The organism is Bacillus cereus group sp. BfR-BA-01492 (assembly GCF_022662815.1).
GTDB lineage: Bacteria > Bacillota > Bacilli > Bacillales > Bacillaceae_G > Bacillus_A > Bacillus_A cereus_BD.
Genome location: NZ_JAKUEH010000018.1, coordinates 1 through 25,746, shown reverse-complemented (window position 1 = coordinate 25,746; position 25,746 = coordinate 1). Strand labels below are relative to the sequence as shown.

The window sequence follows — 25,746 nt, the reverse complement described above, 5'->3', positions numbered from 1 at the left end:
TTAAGTTTGATGTACCAAAATCATATCGAAATTCATTCGCCTTACAAGAGATGAAAGGCTTTTATGAGCAGCGGAAAATCACGCTGCAATAAAGGAATGAAGAAATGGAGGAAAACATGGTTAACAAGTTGAAACAAACGGATAACTACTTCCCACATTTCCTGTTACTATTCATTGTGTTTCAACCCATTTTAGATTTACTAACATCTTTTTCAATCTACATATTACACATGAGTGCGACAGTCGGAGTTGTAGTCCGTTTTGCCTTTATGCTTCTTGCACTAGGGTATCTTCTTTTCCACATAAAGAAGCCTGGCAATATAAAGTATATTGTTTATTTGATCTTACTTGGAATTGTTTTGGCAATTAGCCTAATCAACAATATGATCGTAAAATCACCTGTTTCATTTAGCGAAGAAGTGAAGTTCATTTTAAAGAGTGTATATCCATTTGTATTATTGTTTGGATATATTATCGTCTTTAAAGAATTAAAGGATCGAGCAGATACATACAACAAACTGATTACCTATTTCTTATATACAACAATTATTTTAAGTGTTGTCATGATTGTATCGATGGCAACGGGAACGGATTTCCCGAGCTATCCGCATTCAAAGATTGGCTCAAGAGGATGGTTCTTTGCCGGAAATGACTTAAGTGCTATTTTCGCAATTATGTTCCCAATCGTTGTTCTTTACTCGATACATAAAACGACTTCATTCTCAAAAATATACTACTGGATTCCAACACTGTTAGCCATGTATGCAAGCATTATGGTTGGAACAAAAGTTGGTTATGGCGCAATTGTTGTTACATTAGGCGTAGCCCTTTTCTTTTCATTCATTGAATATATGATGAATCGGAAAAAAGAAGGGAAAGGATTCCCTCAGCTCGTAAATACAATTGTTGCGCTCGTTGTACTAGCGGGATTAGGTGTGCTTACGCCGCTAACTCCAATCGCCAAAAATATGGGCATACATTTGCAAATATATGAATACAAAAAAGCAGTACGAGAAGAGCAGGAAAGAAAAGAAGGAAAAGTAGTAAAAGAAGACCCGGCCGAAGCGAAAAAACATGCGCAAGGTGAACTGACAGATTCTGAAGTAAAGAGCTTAATCTATAGCGACCGAGATAAATTCTTAAAGGTATACCAAGGATATTATAAAGAGGCACCCTTGTCACAGAAACTATTTGGTATGGGGTACGCTGGAAATTATACAAAAAAAATCAAGTTAATCGAGATGGATTTCCACGATATATTCTTTGCTTTCGGAATCGTTGGCTTTCTCATTTACTTCATACCGCTTCTATACTTTGGAATCCGATTACTAATCCGTTTCCTTGCAAACTTCAAACAAATGCTGACTGTAAAATATATGCTGCTTGCTAGCACCATTCTCTTATCGCTTGGCATCGGCTTTATGTCCGGTCACGTATTAACTGCACCATCTGTTAGCATTTTCTTTGTAGTCATTCTTGCATACTTAATTGTTGATTTACGAGCGGAATAACATATAAAGGGAATGAACATCTGTTTCTATACTTGATGTCCATTCCCTTTATTCATGATACAATCCCTGCCCAATTGATGAAAGTTCATAATCAGTAGCTACTGATTGAAAATTTCCCTTTATCTAACGGATGCAAAAAGCGATATAATAAGGTACATACTCTTTCAAATAAGAATCCATATAAAAAACAATACGGTTTCATCTATAAATGTATTACATAAAAAGTGAGGAGAATAGCTTGGTATTTAGTAGTACTGTTTTCTTATTTATCTTTTTACCCTTAGTATTATTTTTCTATTTTATTGTACGGGCTGAATTACGGAACTTCGTATTACTAGCATTTAGTTTAATCTTTTATGCATGGGGAGAACCGCGCTTTGTTTTCTTAATGCTCTTCTCCATTCTATTAAACTACTGCTTCGGTTTACTCGTACATCGCTATGAACAGCATAAAAATATGAAAATCACCTTTTTAATTATGGCGATCATCGGAAATATTTTACTTCTTGCTTATTTTAAGTATATTTCCTTCTTTACTGACATTTTTAATCAAGCATTGAACCTATCAATTCATATCGACCCTGTTCCATTACCAATTGGAATCTCATTCTATACGTTCCAAGCAATGTCTTATGTCATTGATATATACCGTAAAGATGGAAAGGTTCAAAAAAATCCGTTCGATTTAGCATTGTATATCTCGATTTTCCCGCAGCTCATTGCTGGGCCAATCGTTCGGTACAATATCGTTGCGGAACAAATTAAAACGCGCATTCATTCTTTTGAAAAATTTACAGAAGGCATTCAAATCTTCATCCTTGGACTGGCAAAGAAAATTTTAATCGCCAATCAAGTTGGATTTGTTGCTGATAAAATTTTTGCCCTTCCTCCTTCAGAAATAAGTGTCGGCACAGCATGGATTGGCATTATTGCCTATACACTGCAAATTTATTTCGATTTTAGTGGATACTCTGATATGGCAATTGGACTTGGGAAAATGTTCGGATTTGATTTCCCTCGCAACTTCCAGTATCCATACATTTCAAAATCCATTTCGGAATTTTGGAGAAGATGGCATATTACACTCGGTTCTTGGTTTCGCGATTATGTATATATCCCGCTCGGAGGAAATCGCGTCTCTAAACTAGCCAACTATCGAAATGTATGTATCGTTTGGGGACTCACTGGTTTATGGCATGGCGCGAGTTGGACGTTCCTTGCTTGGGGATTATATTACGGATTGATCATTTCGATTGAAAAAGCAGGCCTTGAAAAACTGTTACAAAAACTATGGAAACCGCTGCAACATATGTATGTATTATTACTTGTTATGATCGGATGGGTCTTTTTCCGTGCTGACAATTTTTCGTACTCATTCCAATACTTACAATCGATGCTCGGTCTTCATCATCCGCTAACAGATGATAATACGATGCTGTACTTACATGAATATGGCCTTGTCTTTCTCATTGCCTTCATTGCAGCAACACCAATTTTAACACGCATTCAAAATGTACTCGAACTTGCGCCAAAGACGTATGCATTTTCTATGCAAATTGCACGTCCCATTGTATTACTCACATTATTTATGATTTCGATTATGTATCTCGTTAATTCGACATATAATCCATTTATTTATTTTAGGTTCTAACTTATAAAGGAAGGAAAAGTCATTATGAAAAAATTGGGGAACTTTGTTCTTTGCATCGGTTTTCTCACCATTATCCTTTCATTTGGAATTATATCGTTTCTGAAAACAGATCGTGCGATTTCACCTGTTGAAAATCGCCAACTTGCTCAAAAACCTGCTCTGACAAAAGAATCGATTGTGTCGGGCAATTTCTTTAAAGATTTCGAAGCATATACAAACGATCAATTAGTTGGCCGAGATGATCTCATAAAAACCTATACACTTGCCCAAATCAAAATGGACAAGTCTCTCATTAACGATATCATTCTTACCGATGATAAATGGCTCTTAAAAAATCCGGCATGGACAACAAAATATAAAGAAATTGACGAGTCAATGCCAAGGATTCAAGAATTGTCTCAGTTTCTAAAAGAACAAAACATTGAGTTTTACTTTGCACTGCCGCCGTCTAAAACGAACGCATTATCATTTAAATTACCTTCTCACATTCAAACATATGCGAAGGAAAATTTACAATACTTTTTGAATCACCTTCCAGCGGATGTAAAACCAATTAAAATAATGGAACATTTCCAGAAGCAGTATACACAAAAAGAAATACAAGATATGTATTTTAAAACAGATCATCACTGGAATATGGATGGTGCATTTCTAGGCTACCAATATATTATGAATACGATAAAGCAAGAATCTTCTATATATATAGGGAAAGAAGTGAAACGAGAAGATTACACGCGAGTATGTGCAAACAACAAACGTCTCGTTGGTAGTTTTAATAACCAATTGTATCAGCTTATCGATGCAACAGGAGAAAAACTATGCTATTACACACCAAAAGATGGCTTCCACTTCACAAATGTTACGATAAAAGATGCAAATGGCACAATCTATCATTCACTAGATGAACTATATGGCACAGAAAAACAGAAGGACACAACATCATATGCAGGGTATTACACAAACGATTATCCGGAAATTATCTTTGAAAATCATGATGCACCAAACAATACCCGCATTTTAATTTTAAAAGACTCATTTGCAAATGCGATCATACCGCACCTCGCTCAAAACTTTAAACATACATCGATACTAGATTTACGTCACTATCACGAAAAAGATGTCTACCAATATATAAAAGATAGCAACATCAACATGGTCTTATTCGTATATAGCGACTCCAATTTAAGTGGTGAAATGTTTAAGTTTAAATCGTAAAAAATGGAGCAGCCCCTTCTATTTTAAGAATGGGCTGCTCCATTTATTTTTCAATTATAAATTTGGATTGTTTAGAACATTTACTGTTACAGCTTTAGAACCATACTCAGTTGTTGGGTTATTTTTATCTTTTAATACTTTGAATACAAGTGTACCTTTATCTGTAGCTGTTGTTGTTAAAGTATTATAAATATCTGTACTAAAGTTAGCAAATTGAGAATCACTTGTTGCTGAAACAGTTACATAACCAAGTGGTACATCAAAGCCGTCAAAACGAGAATTTCCATTTCTATCAAGATACACTTTACCTTGATTGTCTCCAGATTTGACAACGCGTACTTTATGTTGTGTTGCTTTTGTTAAATTAATACCTGATAAAATATCATCAGAATTACTTGGAACAACATCTAATACAGTACCAATATTAATTTTCTTATTCACAAAGTTTTCTGTTTGTACAGGTTTGAAGTTAACAGAATCAATACTAATTACTTCTTGAACTACTTCAATTGTTGCTTTACCAGCAGTTGCACCATTTTTCGTCAATAAAATATCAGCTTTACCAGGTGCTTTACCTGTTACAACAATTTTATTACCAACAATCTTAGCATCAAGTACATTCGTATTTTTAGATTCTACTTCATATCCATCTAAATTTTCTGCATCAGAATACACATGTTCTGAAGTGTATCTAGATAATTGATATTCTACTGTATTTGAAACATTTAAATCAAGCGTTGTATTTGGTGATTCTCCATATTGACCAATTTTTGAAACAAGTTCTAAGTTTCTGAAAGCAAAGTTACCTTCTGTTACATTTACAAATAATGAACCTAATGTATCACGGTTACCGTTTTGGAAGTGAATTGTTCCTTTCCCAACATTTTTCCCTGTAATTTCTAGAACTTTTTTACCAATTGATCCAGAATCAGTTGTTGCAAATTCTAAATCTTTTGCTGCTACAATACCAGTTTGCGGAATAAATGGTTTAACTTCACCTTCTTTTGCACCATATGGATCTCCGTATTGGTCAGTTGTTACAACAGTTACAGGTAATGTTTTACCTTGAACAACTTGTAATTGATCTGGGTTTGCTTTTACAGTCTTAAGCTTACGTGAATCAGTAGATACTGTAAAATCAATTGTTTTTGTTATATCGCCTACTTTAACAGTAAGTGTTGCCTTGCCACTTGCCTCTGCTGTAATATGGTTGTTTACAACAGATAAAACACCAGGGTTGGAAGATGTTACACTAACAGAAAGTGGATCTGCTACTTTATCTTCACCAGCAATTGTAGCAACAACATTGTGAAGGCCAGCTTCTTCACCAACGACTAACGTTTTGCTATTTAATGCAAAGTCGTCCCCTGTAAGTGTACCACCGTAAACAACACCATTTTGGTCTTTATCTACTGCAAATACAACATTTTTAATCGCTGAAGCTTGTGCATCAAGGTTTTTCACTTTGATTTTTCCAGTATTAGATACTGTTAAGCCACCTTTTTTCGTAACTTGTACTTCTACCTTATACTCGCCTTTTGGAATACCAACGCCAAGTTTACCTGTAGTTGACGTAGCAGAGCCACCTTCAAAAATGTTTGCTGGCGTGCCATCTGTTTTATTTGCCACAAATTTCACTTCATGACCAGCTAAATTTAAATACTCAACATCTGCGTTACCTTTTTCATCATTTAACTTGAACGCGATTGATTGACCGGCACGATCATCATCAAATGTCAGCTCTTCTACAGATAATTTCGTAACCTCATATACAAATTTCACTTTGAATGTTTGATCTTTTACTTTCACAGTAAGTTCTTTATTTGGCGCTACTTTTCCGCCAAGTGTTACTGTTGCTGATGTGCCAGTTCCATTTGTCTGAATTCCAGTCGCTTTGTCACCTTCAAGAGTCACATCATCAGCTGAAAGGTTATTTAAGCCTGTACCTGTTAATGTTAATTTTGTAGGTTCAGAAACTTTAACCTCTGTTACGCTTGCAACACTATTATCTAGTTTTGCATATTTCTGATCTGCTTGTGCAATAAAATGAACAGCTTCTGCACGTGTTACCGATTTATCTGGTTTCCAACCATCACCAGTTCCTTTTGACAAACCTAAGTGAATTAAAATATTTGCATATTCTTCACCCCAATGACTTCTTAAGTCATCAAACTTCGTTACTAATGGTCCATTTACTTTATCTTTTAAACCGTAAGCTTTTACAACCATAGATGCCATAGATGCGCGGTCAATTTTACTGTTTGGATAGAAGTTTTCCTTTCCATCCCCTTGAATCACACCAGCTTTTTCAGCAGCTGCAATATATTTTGCTGCCCAACTATCTTTCGCATCTTTAAAGGATGGTTTTGCATTTTCATCAATTGGTAAATTTAATAGTAAAGCAAAAACTTTCGCTACCGATGCACGGTCCACATTTTGCGTAAGGCCAAATGTACCATCTGGTAATCCATTAACTGCACCTTTATCTACTAAATACTCGATAGATTCAGCAGCCCAATGATCTGCTGGAACATCTGGGAACGTTTTCCCTGCAGCTGCAACTGGTGATACAACACTAGCTACCATTGCTGCTGTCATTGTACCTGCGATTAACTTTTTGTAAGAATTATTCTTTTCCATCCCGTTTATTTCCCCCTTTGAGATTATCTTACTAGTTTTACCATATGTAATTTGAAAACTAGTTATCTACAGCCAATTAAATAATAAAATTCCAAGCAAAATGATAAGTATTCTTTTGTAAGATGATTAACCAGATACATTATAGTAACTTTTAAAACGAAATAAAGTGGGAAATTAAGTTTTTTTTACCATTTTGTTGAAACATGTTTATAGTACTACACGTACATATTTTTTTTCAATGTTTTTTCTCAAAAGAAAGTTCGACACTTTTTTGATTATTTCGTTAATTCTTGGTATTATTTTATTATAAATTTTACCTTTCTTCATTTTAATATATAGCTTAAAAATCGAATTCTCATTTTAATCGCATATTTTCTTGAAATTGCAAGAAAGAAAAAAAACGATTTGTTTCATGAAAGTTATTTCAAAAAAATCGATATTCATACTTTATATTACACAACGCTCTTTTTATCGACATTATCTATGTTATTGTAACGTTATTCGATAAAAATCGATTTAAAGTTTACAAAATCTTAACACAAAAAATAACAGTTATTCTCATATATGATGAACGAAGATTTTCTTCATTTTCCCCAAAATATACATGGATAAATGTATACTGGCAAAGAAAAAAGAGCTTGTCTTCTCGACAAACTCTTTTTTCTATTTACTAGAAAGAAACTCAAATTCTAATTCTATTATTTAATTACCTTTGCAACATCAAATTTCTCAAATGTAGCCGCTTTATTGCCAACTAAATCTAATACTTCATAGTGATCCGTTGGTTTAATTGTAATTGCTTTTGCTAATTGACCACTATTTAATTCATCTGTTAAAGTAAGCTTAATTTGATTATTCTTTTCTCCCATTGCTTCTGTTACTTTTGCCGCATCAATTTGCACACCTTCAAGGAATACTGCATAATCAGCTACTGGACTTTTCTCTACAACAGATGCTGGAAGTAAATTTTCACTGAACGTTAATATAATTTCTTGTCCGTTCACTAATTCTACTTTTTGCATAACTGGAGCAATATTTTCATCTAATTGTACAGATTTTGTTACTTTATCTACATCAACACCTGCTGCTGATTTAATTCCTGACACCGTTAATTGGTAGTCTCCTGTCGCTTTTACAGATCCTTCTTTTAGTGTTAACTCAACAGCTGCAGCTTTTTCTTCATTTGATTTTAATACTGCTTTCTCAACTGCAGCACCTTCTAACTTATAGTTTTCAGCTTTGATTGCTGTTGCCCCGTCTACTTTCCCATTAAATGTTACAGTAATGACGTTTTTATTTTCGCTTACAGTTGTTGTAAGTTTTGTTGGTGCTACTTCATCACCATTACGTACAAATTCAATTTCTTTTGCTGGACTTTGGTTTTTCGCTTGTGATTGATCCGTTACAAATCCTTTTGGTAATGTAATCGTCCAAGTGCCTTTTGATGCTCCTGTTACAGGAATCTTCACAACTTTATTATCTTTACTATCAACAACTGGTGTCGCCATGAAAGAACCATCAGCTGTTACGTAATCTTTCATAAAAGTTCCATGGAAACGCTGTGCCTCACGATTACTTACTGTTACTGGTTCAGAGTATGTTACAACTAGAACTTCTTTTCCATGTTCTGTAACAATTTTATTATTTACTACAGTTGGTGCTACTTTATCCGTTGATACAACAAATTGTTTTGAGTAGCTTTTCCCTGTATTTCCAACTAAATCAGTTACGCTAGTAACATCTAGTTTGTTCACGCCATCTTTAAAGTTTGCTGTATATGTATACACAAGTCCTTCTGCATCTGGCGTTCCCGTTACTGTATTTCCATTAATTTTCACAGTAGCCGCTTTAATTTTTTCAGAGTATGTTACTTTTATTTGCGTATCTGAAATAACTTGAACTCCTTTTACTTCAGGAGCAACTTTATCTTCTTTCTTTTCTACCGTTACTTGAGCTGGATTTGTTGTAATGAAGTTGCCTGTAAAATCTTTCGTACCAACAAGTGTAACTTTTACAGGAACTGTGCCCTCACCTGTTACTTTTGATAAGTCTATTGTAGCGAAATCGTTACCTGCTTTAAATTTTACATCTTCACTTGTTACATTTTGATTGTCAGTTGTTACTGTTCCAAGTTCTTTTAAGGGCTCAGAGAATTTAATTTTTGCTGTATTGTTATCTGTATAGTCTACACCTGATACAACTGGACGTGTTGTATCATTTGATGTAAAGAAACTAGCATGTGAAGTTACTTCTTTTCCATCAATTGTTTTCACACCGATAATTGTTGTCGCATATTTACCAACAAAAATTTCATTTTCTCCCGCAGTAACTGTTAATACTTTACCATCTTCGCTTAATTGCGCTTTCGCCTTATCTAAATTAATTGCTTTTGCATCGCCAACCGCACTAAATACAACTGTATCTTTTAATGTTTCATTTTCTTTTGCCACTGTTTGAATATCAACTGACTGTGTAAATTTCACTTCTACTTGCTTCGCATTTAATACATTTACAGCTTCCACTTTTGCTTCTTTTTCTTGTTTTTTACCATATTTCATATCTGTTACCGCAATAAATTTCGCAGCTTCTGCACGCGTCACATCTTTATCAGGAGCCCAACCATTATCAGTTCCGTTAGAAATTTCTAATGCTACTAAAATGTTAGCGTAGTGTGCACCCCAATGATCTTCTAAATCATGGAATTTCGTTTCTGGATTTGCAACTTTCCCCGCTAACTTATAAGCTTTTACAAGCATAGATGCCATAGCAGCACGCGTGATTTTGTCATTTGGTTTGAATAAGCCGCTACCGTCACCAACGATTACGCCTGCTTTTTCAACTGCAGCGATGTATGGAGTTGCCCAGCCTTCTTGTGCATCTTTGAAAGATGGTTTTGCTTCTTTATCAATTTCTAAACCTAAAGTAATTGCCATGATTTTTGCAGCTGAAGCACGGTCAATATTTTCAGTTGGAGCGAAAGTTCCGTCTGGTTTACCGTTAATTGCACCTTTTTCTACTAAGTAGTTAACAGAGTCAGCAGCCCATGCCGGTACGTCTGGGAATGTTTTTCCTGCTGCTGCAGCTGGAGTTACTACACCTGCTACCATTGCAGTTGCCATTGTACCGGCAACTACTTTCTTATATGATTTGTTTTTTGTCATTTTACTTTCTCCTCAATATATCCTTATATACAAATATAAAGCTGAATTAAAAAAACCTGTGAAGCTATGCTCCACAGGTCCGTTATGAAAAAATTACTTTACATCAACTTTTACAGATGTAGACTTAATGATTTTGTTATTGTTATCTAATACTTTGAAGATAACTGTTCCTTTTGATTCCTCAGCAGTAGTAGCACCATCAAAGATTGTAGCACCAAATGTTAGGTTCTCTGAATCAGATGTTACAGCGCCTTGGATTGAACCAAGTACAACTTCTTTGTCATCTTTATGACCATTTCCATCTTTATCGATATATACTACACCACTATTTTCAACACGAACTGGATGTGCATTTGGCTTAGAAAGTGTAATACCTTTTACAATACGGTCTTTATCGTCAGCTACATCTGTCATATCAAATACTTCTGTTGCTGAGATAGTTTTACCGATGTAGTTAATTGTTGGAACTGATTTAAATTTAACATCCGTAATTTTTACTTCTTCTTTAACAACTGTAATTTTTACTTTTGTTACAAATTTACCAGATTGATCGTATACTGCTACATCTGTAGAACCAGCTTTTTTAGCAGTAATTTCAAGTTTGTCTGCAGTAATTTCTTGAGATTGTTCACCTTCTGCACGAGCGCCAATTGTTACAATGTCTGCATTATACTTCACTGTGTATCCGCTTAAAGATTCAGTGCCATTAGATACATTTTCAGTTGTATATTTCTTTAATTCATAAATTACTTTGTTATCGTTGTTAATATCTAATGTTGCATCAGCTGATTGTGTATCATCATTTTCATCTTTAACGATTTCTAATTTCTTAGAACCAACGTTATTCACTTCTGTTACGTTTACGTTAAATGAGCCTAATACATTTTTCTTCTTATCTTTAATGTAAACAGTTCCATTACCAACTTCTGCGCCAGTTACAGTAACTGTTGCCTTACCTTCTTGATCTGTAGTTGCTGTTGCAGCACCAGTTACTTGTTTTGGAAGATTTACATTAAATGTTTTGCCGTTTGCTAAATCACCATATTGGTCATATGCAGTTACTTCTACAGTTTCTGTATTACCTTTAATTACTTTTACTGAGTTTTTAGCTGTTGTTACTTTTGCTACTTTACGCTCATCATTTTTTACAGTAAATGTTACGTTTTTCTTAACATCTCCGTAAGTAAGTGTAACAGTTGCTGTACCTGGAGTATTAGCTGTTAATTGACCTTCTTTAACAGAAATTACAGCTGGGTTTGAAGATTCAACTTTTACTTTATCAGGAGTTGCAGTTGCGTCTTTATCCCCAATTGTAAGTTTTTCACCAGCAGATGTTACTTCTAATTTATTGAAGAAAGCTGTTTCTCCAACTACAAGTGTTGTGCTGTTTTGTTTACCAGCAATAGCTGAGTTTGTTAATTCGTAAGAGTTAATTGCTGTTGTAACAGCTTCTAAGTTTCTTACTTTTAATGTTCCAAGTTCAGAAGTAATAACTGTTGAACCTTTTGTTACTGTAACTTGTACTTTAAGGTTTTTGTCATTAAATGCATCTAAATTAGCTTTTAATTCACCAGTTGTTGTATCTTCAAATACGTCAGCTTTGTTGTTATCAGCATCTAATGCTAAGAACTCAACTGTGTATCCAGCAGCTTTTAAAGCATCTAAATCAGCAGCTGCACCATTCACATTAATTGTTACTTTTTGACCTTTTGTGTCATTATCAACAGTAGTGTTATTTACAGCTACAGTTTCTACTTTATAAGCATATGCGAATTTAAATTCTTTTGTTTCACCTTTAATGTTTGCTTTTAAAGTGTACTCTTTGTTAGGAGCTAATTTACCTTCTAAAGTAACTTTCACAGTTTTACCACTAATAGATGGAGTGATTGAAGCTACTTTGTTACCTTCTACAGAAAGGTCTTCAGCTTTTAAAGTTTGTAGGCCTTCACCTTTAAGCTCTAAAGTAGTTGTAGAAGTTGCAGTTACAGATGCGATTTTTGCTTCTTTTGCTGGAGCATATTTTGCATCAGTTTTAGCAATAAATTGAGCTGCTTCTGCACGAGTTACAGCTTTATCAGGAGCCCAACCATTGTCAGTTCCGTTAGAAATTCCTAATGCTACTAGTACGTTAGCATATTTTGCACCCCAATGATCTTTAAGGTCAGCAAATTTTGTTTCTGCGTTAGGAGCTTCTAATTCGTAAGCTTTTACAAGCATAGATGCCATAGAAGCACGCGTGATTTGGTCATTTGGATTGAATAAGCCGCTACCGTCACCAACGATTACGCCTGCTTTTTCAACTGCAGCGATGTATGGAGTTGCCCAGTTGTCTTGTGCATCTTTGAAAGATGGTTTTGCTTCTTTATCAATTTCTAAACCTAAAGTAATTGCCATGATTTTTGCAGCTGAAGCACGGTCAATATTTTCAGTTGGAGCGAAAGTTCCGTCTGGTTTACCGTTAATTGCACCTTTTTCTACTAAGTAGTTAACAGAGTCAGCAGCCCATGCCGGTACGTCTGGGAATGTTTTTCCTGCTGCTGCAGCTGGAGTTACTACACCTGCTACCATTGCAGCTGTCATTGTTCCAGCAACGATTTTTTTGTAAGAGTTATTCTTTGCCATTTTTATGTATTTCCTCCTTTAGGAATATAATACCAATTTCATATTTTACGAAATTGGTAGAAATCATTGTGGTAAAAAAATCTTAATAAGGAAAATAAGAACTGAATTACCAAAATATGACCCACATACATAATACACCATTTCTGGACTTTTTTAAACATTTTTCAACATTAAAATACGACAAAAAATGGTGTTACTAGTTAATCATATTTATTTATCTCCTTATTTAGAAGATATATCAAGAACTGCATTTAAAATTCCATTCAAATATTCCAAATATATCTATATGGCATTATAACAAAGATATGTTACGGATTGCAACATTTAATTATAGAGATATTATGACATTGTTCGACAAAAATTACAGATATTTTTCGACATATTTCGTGTTTTGTTCAAAAAAAAAAAAAAAAAAAAAAAAAGCAGGTAACTTTTTGTTTTTTACTTTTATTTCCAATTATTCTTTCACGTAAATGAACCTTTAATCAGTGATTATTTTCTGTATCTCTACTGATTAACACCCTTGTATTCCGCCTCTAAAACAACAGGATAAACAATCCCGTAGCCCTTTCTTCCTATCTACAAATAGCAAAAAGAGGGTCTCCTCTAAAAGCTCGATTGTCTCTCGCTTTTAAGACCCTCTCTTTTTTTTAAATCTTGAATAATGTATTTTGATGCCTTTGAGATTTGTAGACGTAATTCGCTTACTCGCTGTACCAATCCATACTGTACATTTTCTTTTTGCTGTAGCTGTTTTGTTGCCATGTTGTATAGTGTTTCAGCAGTCCAATCTCCATCTACATTTCCAATAATAGGCTGATTTACTTGTTGTAAAAAGGAATCGATTTTCGGATCGTATGAAATGCCAATCATTGGCGTATTTGCAACAGCAGATAAGATCAGGGCATGAAGACGCATCCCAATTAAAAGCGAACACTCTGATAAAATAGATATTTTCTCATAAATATCCATTTGATATGGAAGCATATGAGCTTCCTCCCCCATTAAATTAATAATATCTCTCGATGCGCTTTGATCAAAAGGGCCATGCATAGGTACAAAAAGAATATGATATCCTTCTCTCTTTAGCTTCTTTAATGTTTCTGCTAACTTTCTCATATAATCTTCTTTTGCATCCCAATATCGTACACTAACAGCCACGACTTTTCCTTGTACAGACTGTTTTTGTAACCAATTCGATTTCCCTTCAGGCTGACATGCTAATACTGGGTCTGGGACAAGCTCAATGTCTTTTTTGACACCAATTTCTTTTAAATATAAAAAAGAATCTTCATCACGAACTGATACATATTCTGCCTTCGACACATGCCACTTGACTAACAAACGATTCTGTCTCTTTGTAATTGGGCCAATTCCTTGTGCGTAAATATAATACGGTTTCTTCAAAAAGCACGCTAAACGCATAATGCCAGTATAATATAAGATGCTTTTCACGCTTGTCTTATCTTGTAGCAAGCTACCTCCGCCACTAATTAATCCATCACTTTTTTTTATCTCTCGATAAATGGCTTTTATATCCCATCTATTTACTGCTTCTACACCGTACATTTTTCTCGTATAATCAGGGTCATTTGAAAGTACAACAAGTTCAAGAGTTGGCTCCTCTTCATACAACGCTTTAATAATTGACTGCAAAATCGCTTCGTCCCCCACATTATAAAAACCATAATATCCCGATAAAACTAACCGCACTCTTAATCTCCTCCAACATTCCGCAATCAACTCTTTTTATACTTGAACAAATTGCCATCAACTCCTCATCTAAAAAGGTTTGATAACGTAAGACTATATACTTAAACACTCATGAATGTTCTGTAACAAAACAAACCATCTAATTCCAAATTATTAGCATTTCACATCAGATATCAAAAAATTAGACAATCCCGTACTATATTCACTTACGTAAAAATGAAATTTGTTCTCTTTTCATCCATCCTAATTTCAAAGCACAGATTATATATAAAAATGAAACAATACCAAGTACTAGAAAACTAAATAGTAATGCAAGGAATCGTGAATTTGTTACATTAACGATATTCGTTAGCTCATACACCCCTGCTCCAAATATACAAGATATCATTATAACAGATAAAAAACGTATTATTGAAATAGAATATGCAAGGTATTTTCGAATATAAAAATAATTTATAACACAGATTGTCATATATGTGATAAACGTACTATATGCCGCTCCATCTATTCCAAATTTATTCACAAGCACCATGTTAAAAAATACTTTCAAACAACTTACACTAATCACAATCCATGCAGCTTGCATCGATCGATTAATTCCTTGCAAAATCCCTATTGATAATACCATAAATGATGAGAAATACGAACTTCCAATCATTACAGCTAACATGCTGCTTCCTTTCGCATCTGTAAATAATCCAATATTCAAAGGAACTGTTAAGGCAATCAACCATATTGTAAGTGGCATGGTTATCATATGTGCTAATTGATTGGTGCGCTGCACAGTCATCTTTGCTAACTGTATATCCTTTTTTGTTAACGCTGATGTTAATAACGGAATGAGTGGAAATACAATTGCACTGGAAAAAACAGCAATTAACTGCATAAATGCAAACCCACGACTATATATACCAAACTGTTCTTGAATGGTTGCTGACGACTCGTGTAATATGTTTGGAATGGTTACCGAATCAATCAAATTTAAAAGAGGCATAGATAATGCACCGACTGCAATTGGAATCGATACACGTAATATCCTTTTTCCATCCCTCTTGAAATCTTGAAATGCGTATATTTTACTTTTATAGCGATATGGACTTTTTATATAAATCCATCTCAAATAAAACAGTGAACAAAGAACACCAAGAAACGACCCAATCATGGCTCCGCCAGTTACAACACTACTACTTTCGTTTAAGATAACCAATATATAGGCGATGATTAGCATAAAAAAGACGCGAACAAATTGTTCAATTACTTGCGATGAACCCGTTGGTACCATATCACCAAACCCTTGAAAGTAACCACGATATACCGCCATATATGGTGCAATCAAAAGCGCAAATGATGTAATCATTAACGGAAGTCTAGTCTCTTGTCCTCCAAGCATATCGGCAATCTCACGAGACCATATCATAATCACACTAAATCCCAATGTTCCACATATCATGCCTATGATCGAAGCGGAAGTAAATAATTTTGCTATCCCTTCTTGATCATTCTTTTCATGCAGCTCTGCAACCAATTTAGATATTGCTAAAGGAACTCCCGCTACCGATAATGTTAAAGCAATCATATATACTGGAAAAATAAGGCGGAAAATTCCTAAAACCTCATCTCCCGCAATATTTTGTAACGGTATTTGAAAGAAGCTTCCTAATATCTTCGATAAAAAGGTTGTGATGGTTAAAATCGCTGCTCCCTTTACAAACTTTTTATTCATTTTCCGTCTCTTTTCTTTCTATATATTCCAAATCTATATGGCTTCATCATAAAGTATACAAAATCACCACATGCTCTTCTTATAGAATAGGAAGACAACAGTGTCCTATTTATAAAGAGCACTACTAAGCAAAAATTTTTGTACTCTGTTCTAACGAGAAACCAAAACCCCTTTATTTACAGTAGGTTCACTTTATCTCATTAAGTTATCATATCAAATTTCTTATAGGTTGAATACTTTTTTTCTATTTAAAAAATAGAAACGACAAGAAAATAATTCCTAACATAATTAACGATTGTCATATATATTCCCCTCACCTACTACTACTACTTTTCCTTATTCAACATGTGCTATAATGAAGCTATTGTTTAGTAAGAGGAGTGTACAAAAGATGCTAAAGTCAGTAAAAAAGTTATTGGGCGATTCACAACATCGGAAAATAAGAAAATATGAACAATTTGTGAATGAAATTAATACATTAGAACCACAAATCGAAGCATTATCAGATGAAGAATTGCGCCATAAGACGTTTTTATTTAAAGAAATGCTACAAAGTGGAAAAACAGTTGATGATTTAAAAATTGAAGCATTTGCTGTTGTTCGTGAAGCCGCAAAGCGTGTACTAGGGCTACGTCACTATGATGTACAATTAATGGCGGGACTTGTTCTATTAGAAGGAAATATTGCTGAAATGCCAACAGGTGAAGGAAAAACATTAGTATCCTCCTTACCAACATACGTTCGTGCTTTAGAAGGGAAAGGCGTTCATGTTATTACTGTCAACGATTATTTAGCAAAACGTGATAAAGAATTAATCGGGCAAGTTCATGAATTTCTTGGTTTAACTGTAGGCTTAAATATTCCCCAAATCCAACCAGATGAGAAAAAGCAAGCCTATGAAGCAGATATTACATACGGAATCGGAACGGAATTTGGATTTGACTATCTTCGTGATAATATGGAAACTTCAGCATTGCATCAAGTACAACGCCCGTACCATTTTGCAATTATTGATGAAATCGATAGCGTCTTAATTGATGAAGCTAAAACACCACTTATTATCGCTGGAAAAAAATCAAGCAGTTCTGAATTACACTATTTATGTGCGAAGGTAATTCAATCATTTAAAGACACTTTACATTATACATACGATGCAGAAACAAAATCTTCTAGTTTCACAGAAGAAGGGATTTCGAAAATAGAAGATTTATTTGATATTGATAACTTATATGATCTTGAACACCAAACATTATACCACTATATGATTCAAGCACTACGTGCGCATGTAACCTTCCAACGAGATGTTGACTACATTGTCCATGATGATAAGATTATGCTCGTTGATATTTTTACTGGGCGCGTGATGGATGGACGCTCTTTAAGCGATGGATTACATCAAGCGATTGAAGCAAAAGAAGGCTTACAAATTACGGAGGAAAATCAAACCCAAGCATCGATTACAATTCAAAACTTCTTCCGTATGTATCCTACATTATCTGGAATGACTGGTACAGCGAAAACAGAAGAAAAAGAATTCAACCGTGTGTATAATATGGAAGTAATCCCGATTCCAACGAACCGTCCTGTCATTCGTGAAGATAAAAAAGATGTCGTATACATAACTGCAGATGCTAAATATAAAGCTGTACGTGAAGAAGTCATCAAACGTCATCAAACGGGACAACCTATTTTAATTGGGACAATGTCCATTTTGCAGTCAGAAACGGTTGCGCGCTATTTAGATGAAGCTAATTTACCATATCAGTTATTAAATGCTAAAAGCGCTGAGCAAGAAGCGAACTTAATTGCAACAGCCGGTCAAAAAGGACAAATTACAATTGCGACAAATATGGCTGGACGCGGGACCGATATTTTGCTAGGTGAAGGTGTTCATGAGCTTGGCGGATTACATGTAATCGGTACAGAGCGTCATGAATCTCGCCGCGTTGATAATCAATTAAAGGGGCGCGCTGGTCGACAAGGTGACCCTGGAAGTTCTCAGTTCTTCCTTTCATTAGAAGATGATTTAATCCAACGTTTCGCACAAGAAGACGCAGAAAAGCTAAAAAAATCATTAAAAACTGACGATACAGGACTTATTCTTTCACCGAAAGTTCATGATTTTATCAATCGTACACAACTCGTTTGTGAAGGTAGTCATTTCTCTATTCGTGAATACAACTTAAAATTAGACGATGTAATCAATGAACAACGAAATGTGATTTATAAACTACGCAACCACTTCTTAAACGAAGAAACAAATATGATTGAAATGGCAAAACCGATGATTGAGCATACGGTCGATGCTGTTGCAAAGAGATATCTTCTAGAAGGTATGGTTCCAGAAGAATGGGATTTTGATTCTTTAATAGAAGAATTACATTTAATTATGCCTACAATAGAGTTGCCAATTTTATCAGCAAATACAGTGAACTCCATCGAAGAGCTACATCGCCTATTGGCTGACCCGTTAGCAAAGCATCTTCATAAAGTGCAAGAATTAGAGGATCATTCCGAACTGCAACAAGCGCTACGTCAAGTTGGACTGCACTTCCTTGATAAAAACTGGATGAATCATTTAGAAGCAATGACTCATTTAAAAGAAGGAATTGGTCTAAGACAATATCAACAAGAAGACCCGACACGAATCTATCAAAAAGAAGGTCTTGATATTTTCTTATACACGTATGGGAATTTCGAAAAAGAGATGTGTTTATATATCGCACGACATGTAACCGTTTCTCAAAACGCATAGTGAGGTGAATTTTCATGTTATCATTCTTAAAAAGAGCAAAGAAAAAAGGAAAAGATACAACAGTTTCTAGTAATGAGTTATTAGGACAAGAAGAAGCAAGCTCCCCAAGTAAAAATGTAAAACCTACATTATACTTTCATCCTGCGTGGGGAGAAGTTGCACAAGAACAACAGTATATTTATCGATTCTTACATAAAGAGTTGCCACAGTTACAGGAAAATCAACTTTCTCTATCAGGGATTGAGGTTGAAAAACAAGATAATGGGTACAACGTAATTGCCTTTATTCGTAGCAATGTATCAAAGCCTATTCAATTTGATACATTCACGTTACTTCTATCCAACAAAGAAGGAGAGGTATGCGCACGCAAAACATTTGATTTTTCAACATTAGGCGAAATCCCTGCAAATGTAAATATGCCGTGGGTATTTACATTTGAGCAAGAAACACTAACAAGTGCCTCTCTATCCGAAACAGATTGGGAATTGGCATTTGAATTAAAAGGTGAGCATCGCTTAGATTTGGATCCAACATGGGAAACACAATTACCAGCAGAAAACAAAGAGGCCCTTCAAAATTTAGTAGCAGATTTAACACCACCTAACGAAGGTGAACTGAACTTTTTAGGAATTCAGGTACAGCAAATGGACACTGGGGATCTTCATACAACGATTCTAATTCGGAATGGACTGAAACAAACGATTCAACTTGAACAACTTCCACTCAATATTATTGATGCTTCACAAGAAGTTATTGCGACTGGTACCTTTACATTGCCTAATCTTAAAATACAGGCGAATACAACTAAACCATGGTCATTCACTTTCCCTGCTTCACTTGTAACAAAAGAAAGTGTGGATCTATCTACTTGGAAAGTAATCGTACCACAAGAGTAAGACAATACGGATCTATGAAAAGAGCCTATCTAGCAATCTCCAGATAGGCTCTTTTTCTATGTAAAATCTATTTTGTTACGAGTAAACGGTCAATATGGTATTGTGCTTCTAATCTACACATTTCATCCACATGTTTTACATTATGTCTCTTTAATTGTTCTTTCTGTTCTTCCGTCGGCTCTTCATTAATTAGCTCATTTATTTTCTCGTTTACTCTCATTGCTAATGCTTGATGGAAATCTGGATGTTCTTTTAGTTCACGATCTACTTTATGAAGCCAAGTCGATCTTGTGTATAAGTATTGTTTCCACTGCTCAACAAACTGTTGCATATCAAATTTTTCTGCATTCCACTCAATGTCTTTCATATACTGTTCAAAAGAAGCAACAATTGAGCGCGTAATCCCAATTTTTACACCATGTGGTAACTGTTTGTACATCAAATTTTCCCTCCAGCTTAAAGCTCCTCCAAATAAAAGGAAGATTAAATTCGTATATTATTAATGATAGCATATTGCTAATACAAGATGTTACTATACTGCCTAAAAAAATAAATGTCAACTTTAATATAAAATACTAATATATCAATATTAAAACCTTCCAAACATAGATTCACCTAAACACTGTATGGAGAAAGATAAAAAAATAACTTTTACCACTACATATAATGATCTCTTTCATCTTTAGAAAAAGAACGCACTATGCTATAATGAACAAATTAAATCTTATACTATATACTTTGGAGGCTTTATGCTAACTTTTGAAGAGAAATTATCAATTATCGAGTCCTTCCCGCAACTAGAAAGAAAAAATGTATCGTTAAAGCGCGTTAACTTTCACTTTGAAGAAAGTCGTTTAGACAAAAAGAACGTTGTCTATCATTTACACCCAAATGGAAATGGTTTCGTATATGCAAGTGGAGTTAGCGGTTATAAAACAGATGATAAAGGCATGGTAAATATCCGCGATTTTTCAGCAGATGAACTGCGAACACTCATTCAAAAAGCAATTGAGCGGCTGTCACATAATCCAGAAGAAATCGTGGTACAAGCTGCACCGGTAAAAGAAGAGGAGTGGCAGAATGAAGACGGTCATACGCTTACACTTATTCATGAAGACGATATGTGGAACGTATACGCCGGCTTAAACTTAGATGGTACATTTAATTCCTATCCAGAAGCAGCGGAATATCTAGATGAAGAAGGCTTTTCACGTAAATAAGAACGAAACAGGAGCCCTTTGACTCCTGTTTTTCTTCTATTTCTTCGCACCTTTTAACGATTCGCGAAGTATAAATTTTTGAAGCTTTCCGCTTGCATTTCGCGGAAGTTCATCGACAAATATATAATGACGTGGACGCTTATAATCAGCCAATTGATCGCTTTCTTTACAAAATCTCTCTAAGTCAGCTGCTGTTACATACTCATCTTTTTTCACAATCACTGCAACAACACGTTCCCCCCACAATTCATCTGGTTCACCAAGAACAGCAACATCCAATACACCTGGATGACTATGAAGGAAATCTTCAATTTCACGCGGATAAATATTCACTCCGCCGCTAATCACCATATCATCTACACGATCAGCCACATATAAATAACCATCTCTATCTAAATATCCTAAATCACCTGAATGGTACCAACCCTTGTACAACACTTTTGCTGTTGCCTCATCATGATTATGATAGCCCGCCATCATACATGGCCCACGCAAAATAATCTCCCCTACTTCATAAGGAGATAGTACATCATCTGGTTCAGATGGCCCCTCCTCATTTGGCTTCACAATGCGAATTTCATGGCTAAAGCAAAGCGTCCCCGCCGAACCAGCTTTCGTAATTTGATCTTCTTCTACTAAAAAAGCAACGACTGGGCCCATTTCTGTCATGCCATAAATTTGGACAAGATCAATAAAAAGACGCTCCTTGCATTCTTTCACAAGTGCCGGTGCCATTGCCGCTCCGCCATATATCCCAATCTTCATCGATTGTAATTCATACTGTGACAAATCCTCTTGCAACATCATATTCCACATCGTTGGCGCCGCAAAGAATGTTGTAATTTTTTCCGTTTCTATTGTATGTAATACTGTCTTTGTATCGAAGTGGTGTAAAATAACATTTTTTCCGCCGACTTGAATACGCGGCAAAATGCCAGCATTTAATTCTCCGCAGTGATAAAGCGGCGCTACCGCAAGCCCGATACTGTCTCTGTTATACTTTAAGAAATATGTACAAATCATACTATGCTCTGCAATTTCACGGTGACGGTGTAACACGCCTTTTGGATGACCTGTTGTACCACTTGTATATAGCATAGAACAAAAATCTGTTTCTTCTACTACTATATCAATTTCTGTCGATCGTGCAGCCTGTACTTTTTCATGATACGACTCAGCATAATTGGGTTTGTCATCTTCTATATACCAAAAAGAACTGTTTGGAAAGTGTTTTTCAATAGCGGCAACTGTTTGTTCAACAGTTTTTTCAAATACAACAACTTTTGAGGATGCATCTTGAAGAATATAAGCGACTTCTTTTGCTTTTAAGCGGAAATTAATTGGATTGAAGATTGCGCCGATTTTAGAACAAGCTAGATAAACGTTTACGAACTCATGACAATTATATAAATAAACTGATACAGTATCCCCCTTTTTCACCCCTTCAGCTAATAAAGCATGCGCCGTTTTATTTACTTGTTCATCCCACTCTTTATATGTCCAGCGGATATTTCTTGTCGGTTCCACTAACGCTTCTTTATTTGGATACTTGCCAACTGTTAAATCAAAAATTCTCCCAATCGTCATATACATGCCAAAATATGCCCCCTTTATACTTTCATAAATTTATCATTTCGTGTATAAGTAGACATTTCCTCCACATTTTTACCTTCTTTTTCTGATATTTCTCGACATGAAAATGAACCCGCTGTTACTGTCCTAAAATAGCGAGATAAAAAATACATCATCGTAGGAGAGGTCTTGGTATATGAAATTATATTGGTGCAAAGGTATCGGTATATGAAATTATATCGGCGCAACTAACCCTTTTATCGGCGATTGAGCACGATATATCGGCGCAAAATGAAAAATATCGGCGGTTCGACACGAAATATCGACCGGTCGACAAAATTCGTCACCTCATCGTGACTAAAAAAAGAGCCAATCCAAAAGGACAGACTCATTTTCTCTTAACAAAATAGTTCTTCTAAAATCTTTAGCTTATCTTCTGTATATTTTACATAGCCATCATTGTATGACTTTGGATCTTTCGGATTGGCAAAATGCGTAATAGCTCCTGTTTTCGGATGGACAAACTTACTTGACGCACCGCAACCAAGACCAATAATAGATTGCACTTCTTCCATAATTACAATATTATAGATGCTCTCTTGCGTTGGCATCGCATACCCTACATTCTCTAAATTGCCTAAAATATTTTTTTGACGATATAAGTAGTATGGTACGTAATTATGCTTCTTCGTCCACTCTTCTGCTTCATGCATCATCGCAGTAATTTCTTCGCGACCTGCTACTTTATATTTCCGCTTATTTTGCGTCATTTCAGAAGCACGTTTAAATGATAATGTGTGCACAGTTAATGATTCTGGCATTAACTTTTCTGTTTCAGCTAACGTATGCTGAAAGATTTCTAATCCTTCACCTGGAAGACCAATAATTAAGTCCATGTTAATATTGTTCATTCCCATTTTACGTGCTAAATGATACTTCTCAATTGTCTCTTCTACTGTATGATGGCGTCCAATCGCCTTTAACGTTTCTTGATGGTATGACTGCGGATTAATGCTAATGCGGTCAATATTCCATTTATTTAATACGTCTAGTTTTTCTGGTGTAATGGTATCCGGACGCCCTGCCTCAACCGTTACTTCACGCACTTTTTCCACATCTGGGAAGGATTCATACATTTGTTCATACAGCATATCCATCTCTTCTGCTGTAATACTTGTCGGTGTACCTCCGCCGTAATAAATCGTCGTAACTTTAATTCCCTTTTCCTTTAAGAACGTACCAATTTCACGAATTTCATAATGCAAACCACCTAAGAATGAATCAACAGATCCTTGGCGCCCGTTAATCGCATAAGCTGGGAACGTACAATAAGCACATTTCGTTGGACAAAACGGAATACCGATATAAATACTTACTTCTTCTTTTAAGCGATATAAATCAGGAATAACTGATAATTGACAATCGACGATGCGCTGCAATAATTTAATCTTTTCTTCATCAATTAAATAACTATCACGAAGTTCCTTATGTGCCTCTTCTTTTGACATACCACTTTGCAGCATTTTATGAAGAAGTTTTGTTGGACGTACCCCTGTTAAAATTCCCCAGCTTTGTTTTATTCCAGTTAGCTGCTGTAAAACAGAAAGATACACATAGGAAACAACATGCTTCACTTGTTTCATACGTTCTTTTTCTACTTCATAAGAAGATAAATCTTTAGAAAATGTTTGCTCATATACATTTCCTGTCACAACGTCTGTTAAACGAGCAGAAGCCGTTACATTTCCTTCAATTTGTATATCAACAATAAGATTGGCCTCTTCTTTCTCAAACCCTATCGTACTCTCCTCAAAAAACAAGCCGCTAATATGTTGTAGCGGACGTAAAAAACGATCATCTTGTAACGTTTTAATTGAAATTAACAACCCTTATCACCTTTTCATTTGTAAACTCTCTTTAGTTTACTTGAAGGGCGTTTTTAGGTCAATATAGAAGATTTTACTACTTTTCTATGTGAATCATGTATTGCCTTCCCTCTTTTTCTCTCCTCATTCAATCGCCATTTTGTGTAACTTACAAATACGTAACCTAACTAAAAACGGACTATTATATGCCTATAATAGTCCGTTTAAATCATTCAATCATTCTGGTTATATTTTCTTTTATTCACTACTAACATTAGTAGTCCCAGCACAAACAGCACTCCACCTACATGTCCTCCATATGACATATTGCCACCCGTCTGTGGTAATTGTTTTCCGCCACCTTTTGATGATCCATGTACTTTGGATTTCTCTTGTACTTGATGTTTTCCAAACTGTCTTGTTTCTTCTGTCAATTTTGTTCCTTCTGGCTGTGGTTGGCCTTCTAATTCATCTGTTATTCCCCAGATTTCTTCCCCCACACCTTCTACTTGCGGTTTTTCTGCTTTTGAATCCTGTAATTTCTCTTCTCCTGCTTCTTTCTCTGTTTCCAGCTCTGGGCGCTCTTCTTTTAACTCACCTGTTATTTCCCAAGTCTCTTCTATTTTCTGCTTTTCTACTTTTGCATCGTGTAGTTTCTCTTCTTCCACTTCTTTCGCTGTTTCCGGCTCTGGGCGCTCTTCTTTTAATTCATCTGTTGTTTCCCATGGCTCTTCTGTTTCTTCCTCTTTCCCAATACCTTCCACTTGTGGCTTCTCTACTTTTGCATCATGTAGCTTTTCTTCTTCCACTTCTTTCGCTGTTTCCGGCTCTGGGCGTTCTTCTTTTAATTCATCTGTTGTTTCCCATGGCTCTTCTGTTTCTTTCTCTTCACCCACGCCTAACACTTGTGGCTTCTCTACTTTTGCATCATGTAGCTTTTCTTCTTCCACTTCTTTCACTGTTTCTGGCTCTGGGCGTTCTTCTTTTAATTCATCTGTTGTTTCCCATGGCTCTTCTGTTTCTTTTTCTTCCCCTACACCTTCTACTTGTGGCTTCTCTACTTTTGCATCGTGTAGTTTCTCTTCTTCACTTTCTTTCGCTGTTTCCGGCTCTGGGCGTTCTTCTTTTAATTCATCTGTTGTTTCCCATGGATCTTCTGTTTCTTTTTCTTCCCCTACACCTTCTACTTGTGGCTTCTCTAC

Annotated in this window: 15 protein-coding genes; 6 read left to right on the top strand and 9 right to left on the bottom strand. The window is 35.4% G+C overall.

What is annotated here, in order from left to right:
• Positions 1–116 precede the first annotated feature (116 nt).
• The 3 genes from MR063_RS17960 (at position 117) to patB1 (ending at position 4,377) form a co-directional block, all read left to right on the top strand.
• Positions 117–1,511 carry an O-antigen ligase family protein gene (locus tag MR063_RS17960; protein ID WP_242200514.1) on the top strand — a complete coding sequence of 465 codons (1,395 nt, stop codon included), beginning with the start codon at positions 117–119 and terminating at the stop codon, positions 1,509–1,511.
• A gap of 238 nt (positions 1,512–1,749) precedes the next feature.
• The gene (locus MR063_RS17955) at positions 1,750–3,162 is read left to right on the top strand and encodes an MBOAT family O-acyltransferase (RefSeq protein WP_242200512.1); all 1,413 of its coding nucleotides are present in this window, start codon (positions 1,750–1,752) and stop codon (positions 3,160–3,162) included.
• Positions 3,163–3,186: 24 nt separating this feature from the next.
• The gene (gene patB1 / locus MR063_RS17950) at positions 3,187–4,377 is read left to right on the top strand and encodes a secondary cell wall polysaccharide O-acetyltransferase PatB1 (RefSeq protein WP_242200511.1); all 1,191 of its coding nucleotides are present in this window, start codon (positions 3,187–3,189) and stop codon (positions 4,375–4,377) included.
• A 54-nt stretch (positions 4,378–4,431) separates the two neighbouring features.
• On the opposite strand, the gene MR063_RS17945 is transcribed toward patB1, so the two are convergent.
• The 5 genes from MR063_RS17945 to MR063_RS17925 form a co-directional block, all read right to left on the bottom strand.
• On the bottom strand, positions 4,432–7,017 hold the full coding sequence (locus MR063_RS17945) for an S-layer homology domain-containing protein (protein WP_242200509.1): 2,586 nt from the start codon (positions 7,015–7,017) through the stop codon (positions 4,432–4,434).
• Positions 7,018–7,715: 698 nt separating this feature from the next.
• Positions 7,716–10,178, bottom strand: coding sequence for an S-layer homology domain-containing protein (locus MR063_RS21865; RefSeq protein WP_277927929.1), 2,463 nt, complete (start codon positions 10,176–10,178; stop codon positions 7,716–7,718).
• A 93-nt stretch (positions 10,179–10,271) separates the two neighbouring features.
• Positions 10,272–12,800 carry an S-layer homology domain-containing protein gene (locus MR063_RS17935; protein ID WP_242200507.1) on the bottom strand — a complete coding sequence of 843 codons (2,529 nt, stop codon included), beginning with the start codon at positions 12,798–12,800 and terminating at the stop codon, positions 10,272–10,274.
• A 606-nt stretch (positions 12,801–13,406) separates the two neighbouring features.
• A complete protein-coding gene (csaB, locus tag MR063_RS17930) occupies positions 13,407–14,513 on the bottom strand; it encodes a polysaccharide pyruvyl transferase CsaB (protein ID WP_242200505.1) in 1,107 nt (368 codons plus the stop codon).
• Positions 14,514–14,715: 202 nt separating this feature from the next.
• A complete protein-coding gene (locus MR063_RS17925; protein ID WP_242200503.1) occupies positions 14,716–16,236 on the bottom strand; it encodes a putative polysaccharide biosynthesis protein in 1,521 nt (506 codons plus the stop codon).
• A gap of 391 nt (positions 16,237–16,627) precedes the next feature.
• Between MR063_RS17925 and secA2 the strand changes: the two genes are divergently transcribed.
• A complete protein-coding gene (gene secA2, locus MR063_RS17920; RefSeq protein WP_242200500.1) occupies positions 16,628–18,991 on the top strand; it encodes an accessory Sec system translocase SecA2 in 2,364 nt (787 codons plus the stop codon).
• Between the two features lie 14 nt (positions 18,992–19,005).
• Positions 19,006–19,887: an accessory Sec system S-layer assembly protein gene (locus MR063_RS17915; protein ID WP_242200498.1), complete on the top strand. Its 882-nt coding sequence runs from the start codon at positions 19,006–19,008 to the stop codon at positions 19,885–19,887.
• Between the two features lie 67 nt (positions 19,888–19,954).
• On the opposite strand, the gene MR063_RS17910 is transcribed toward MR063_RS17915, so the two are convergent.
• Positions 19,955–20,326: a hypothetical protein gene (locus MR063_RS17910; RefSeq protein WP_242141921.1), complete on the bottom strand. Its 372-nt coding sequence runs from the start codon at positions 20,324–20,326 to the stop codon at positions 19,955–19,957.
• A 310-nt stretch (positions 20,327–20,636) separates the two neighbouring features.
• On the opposite strand from MR063_RS17910, the gene MR063_RS17905 reads away from it, so the two are divergent.
• Positions 20,637–21,107 carry a hypothetical protein gene (locus MR063_RS17905; RefSeq protein WP_242200496.1) on the top strand — a complete coding sequence of 157 codons (471 nt, stop codon included), beginning with the start codon at positions 20,637–20,639 and terminating at the stop codon, positions 21,105–21,107.
• 36 nt (positions 21,108–21,143) lie between these two features.
• On the opposite strand, the gene MR063_RS17900 is transcribed toward MR063_RS17905, so the two are convergent.
• From MR063_RS17900 to MR063_RS17890, 3 genes are all read right to left on the bottom strand, one after another.
• The gene (locus MR063_RS17900; protein WP_242200495.1) at positions 21,144–22,700 is read right to left on the bottom strand and encodes a fatty acid--CoA ligase; all 1,557 of its coding nucleotides are present in this window, start codon (positions 22,698–22,700) and stop codon (positions 21,144–21,146) included.
• Positions 22,701–23,077: 377 nt separating this feature from the next.
• Positions 23,078–24,565: a coproporphyrinogen III oxidase gene (locus MR063_RS17895; protein ID WP_242200492.1), complete on the bottom strand. Its 1,488-nt coding sequence runs from the start codon at positions 24,563–24,565 to the stop codon at positions 23,078–23,080.
• A gap of 212 nt (positions 24,566–24,777) precedes the next feature.
• On the bottom strand, positions 24,778–25,746 hold a 969-nt coding region (locus tag MR063_RS17890; protein WP_242200490.1), incomplete at its 5' end, for an LPXTG cell wall anchor domain-containing protein.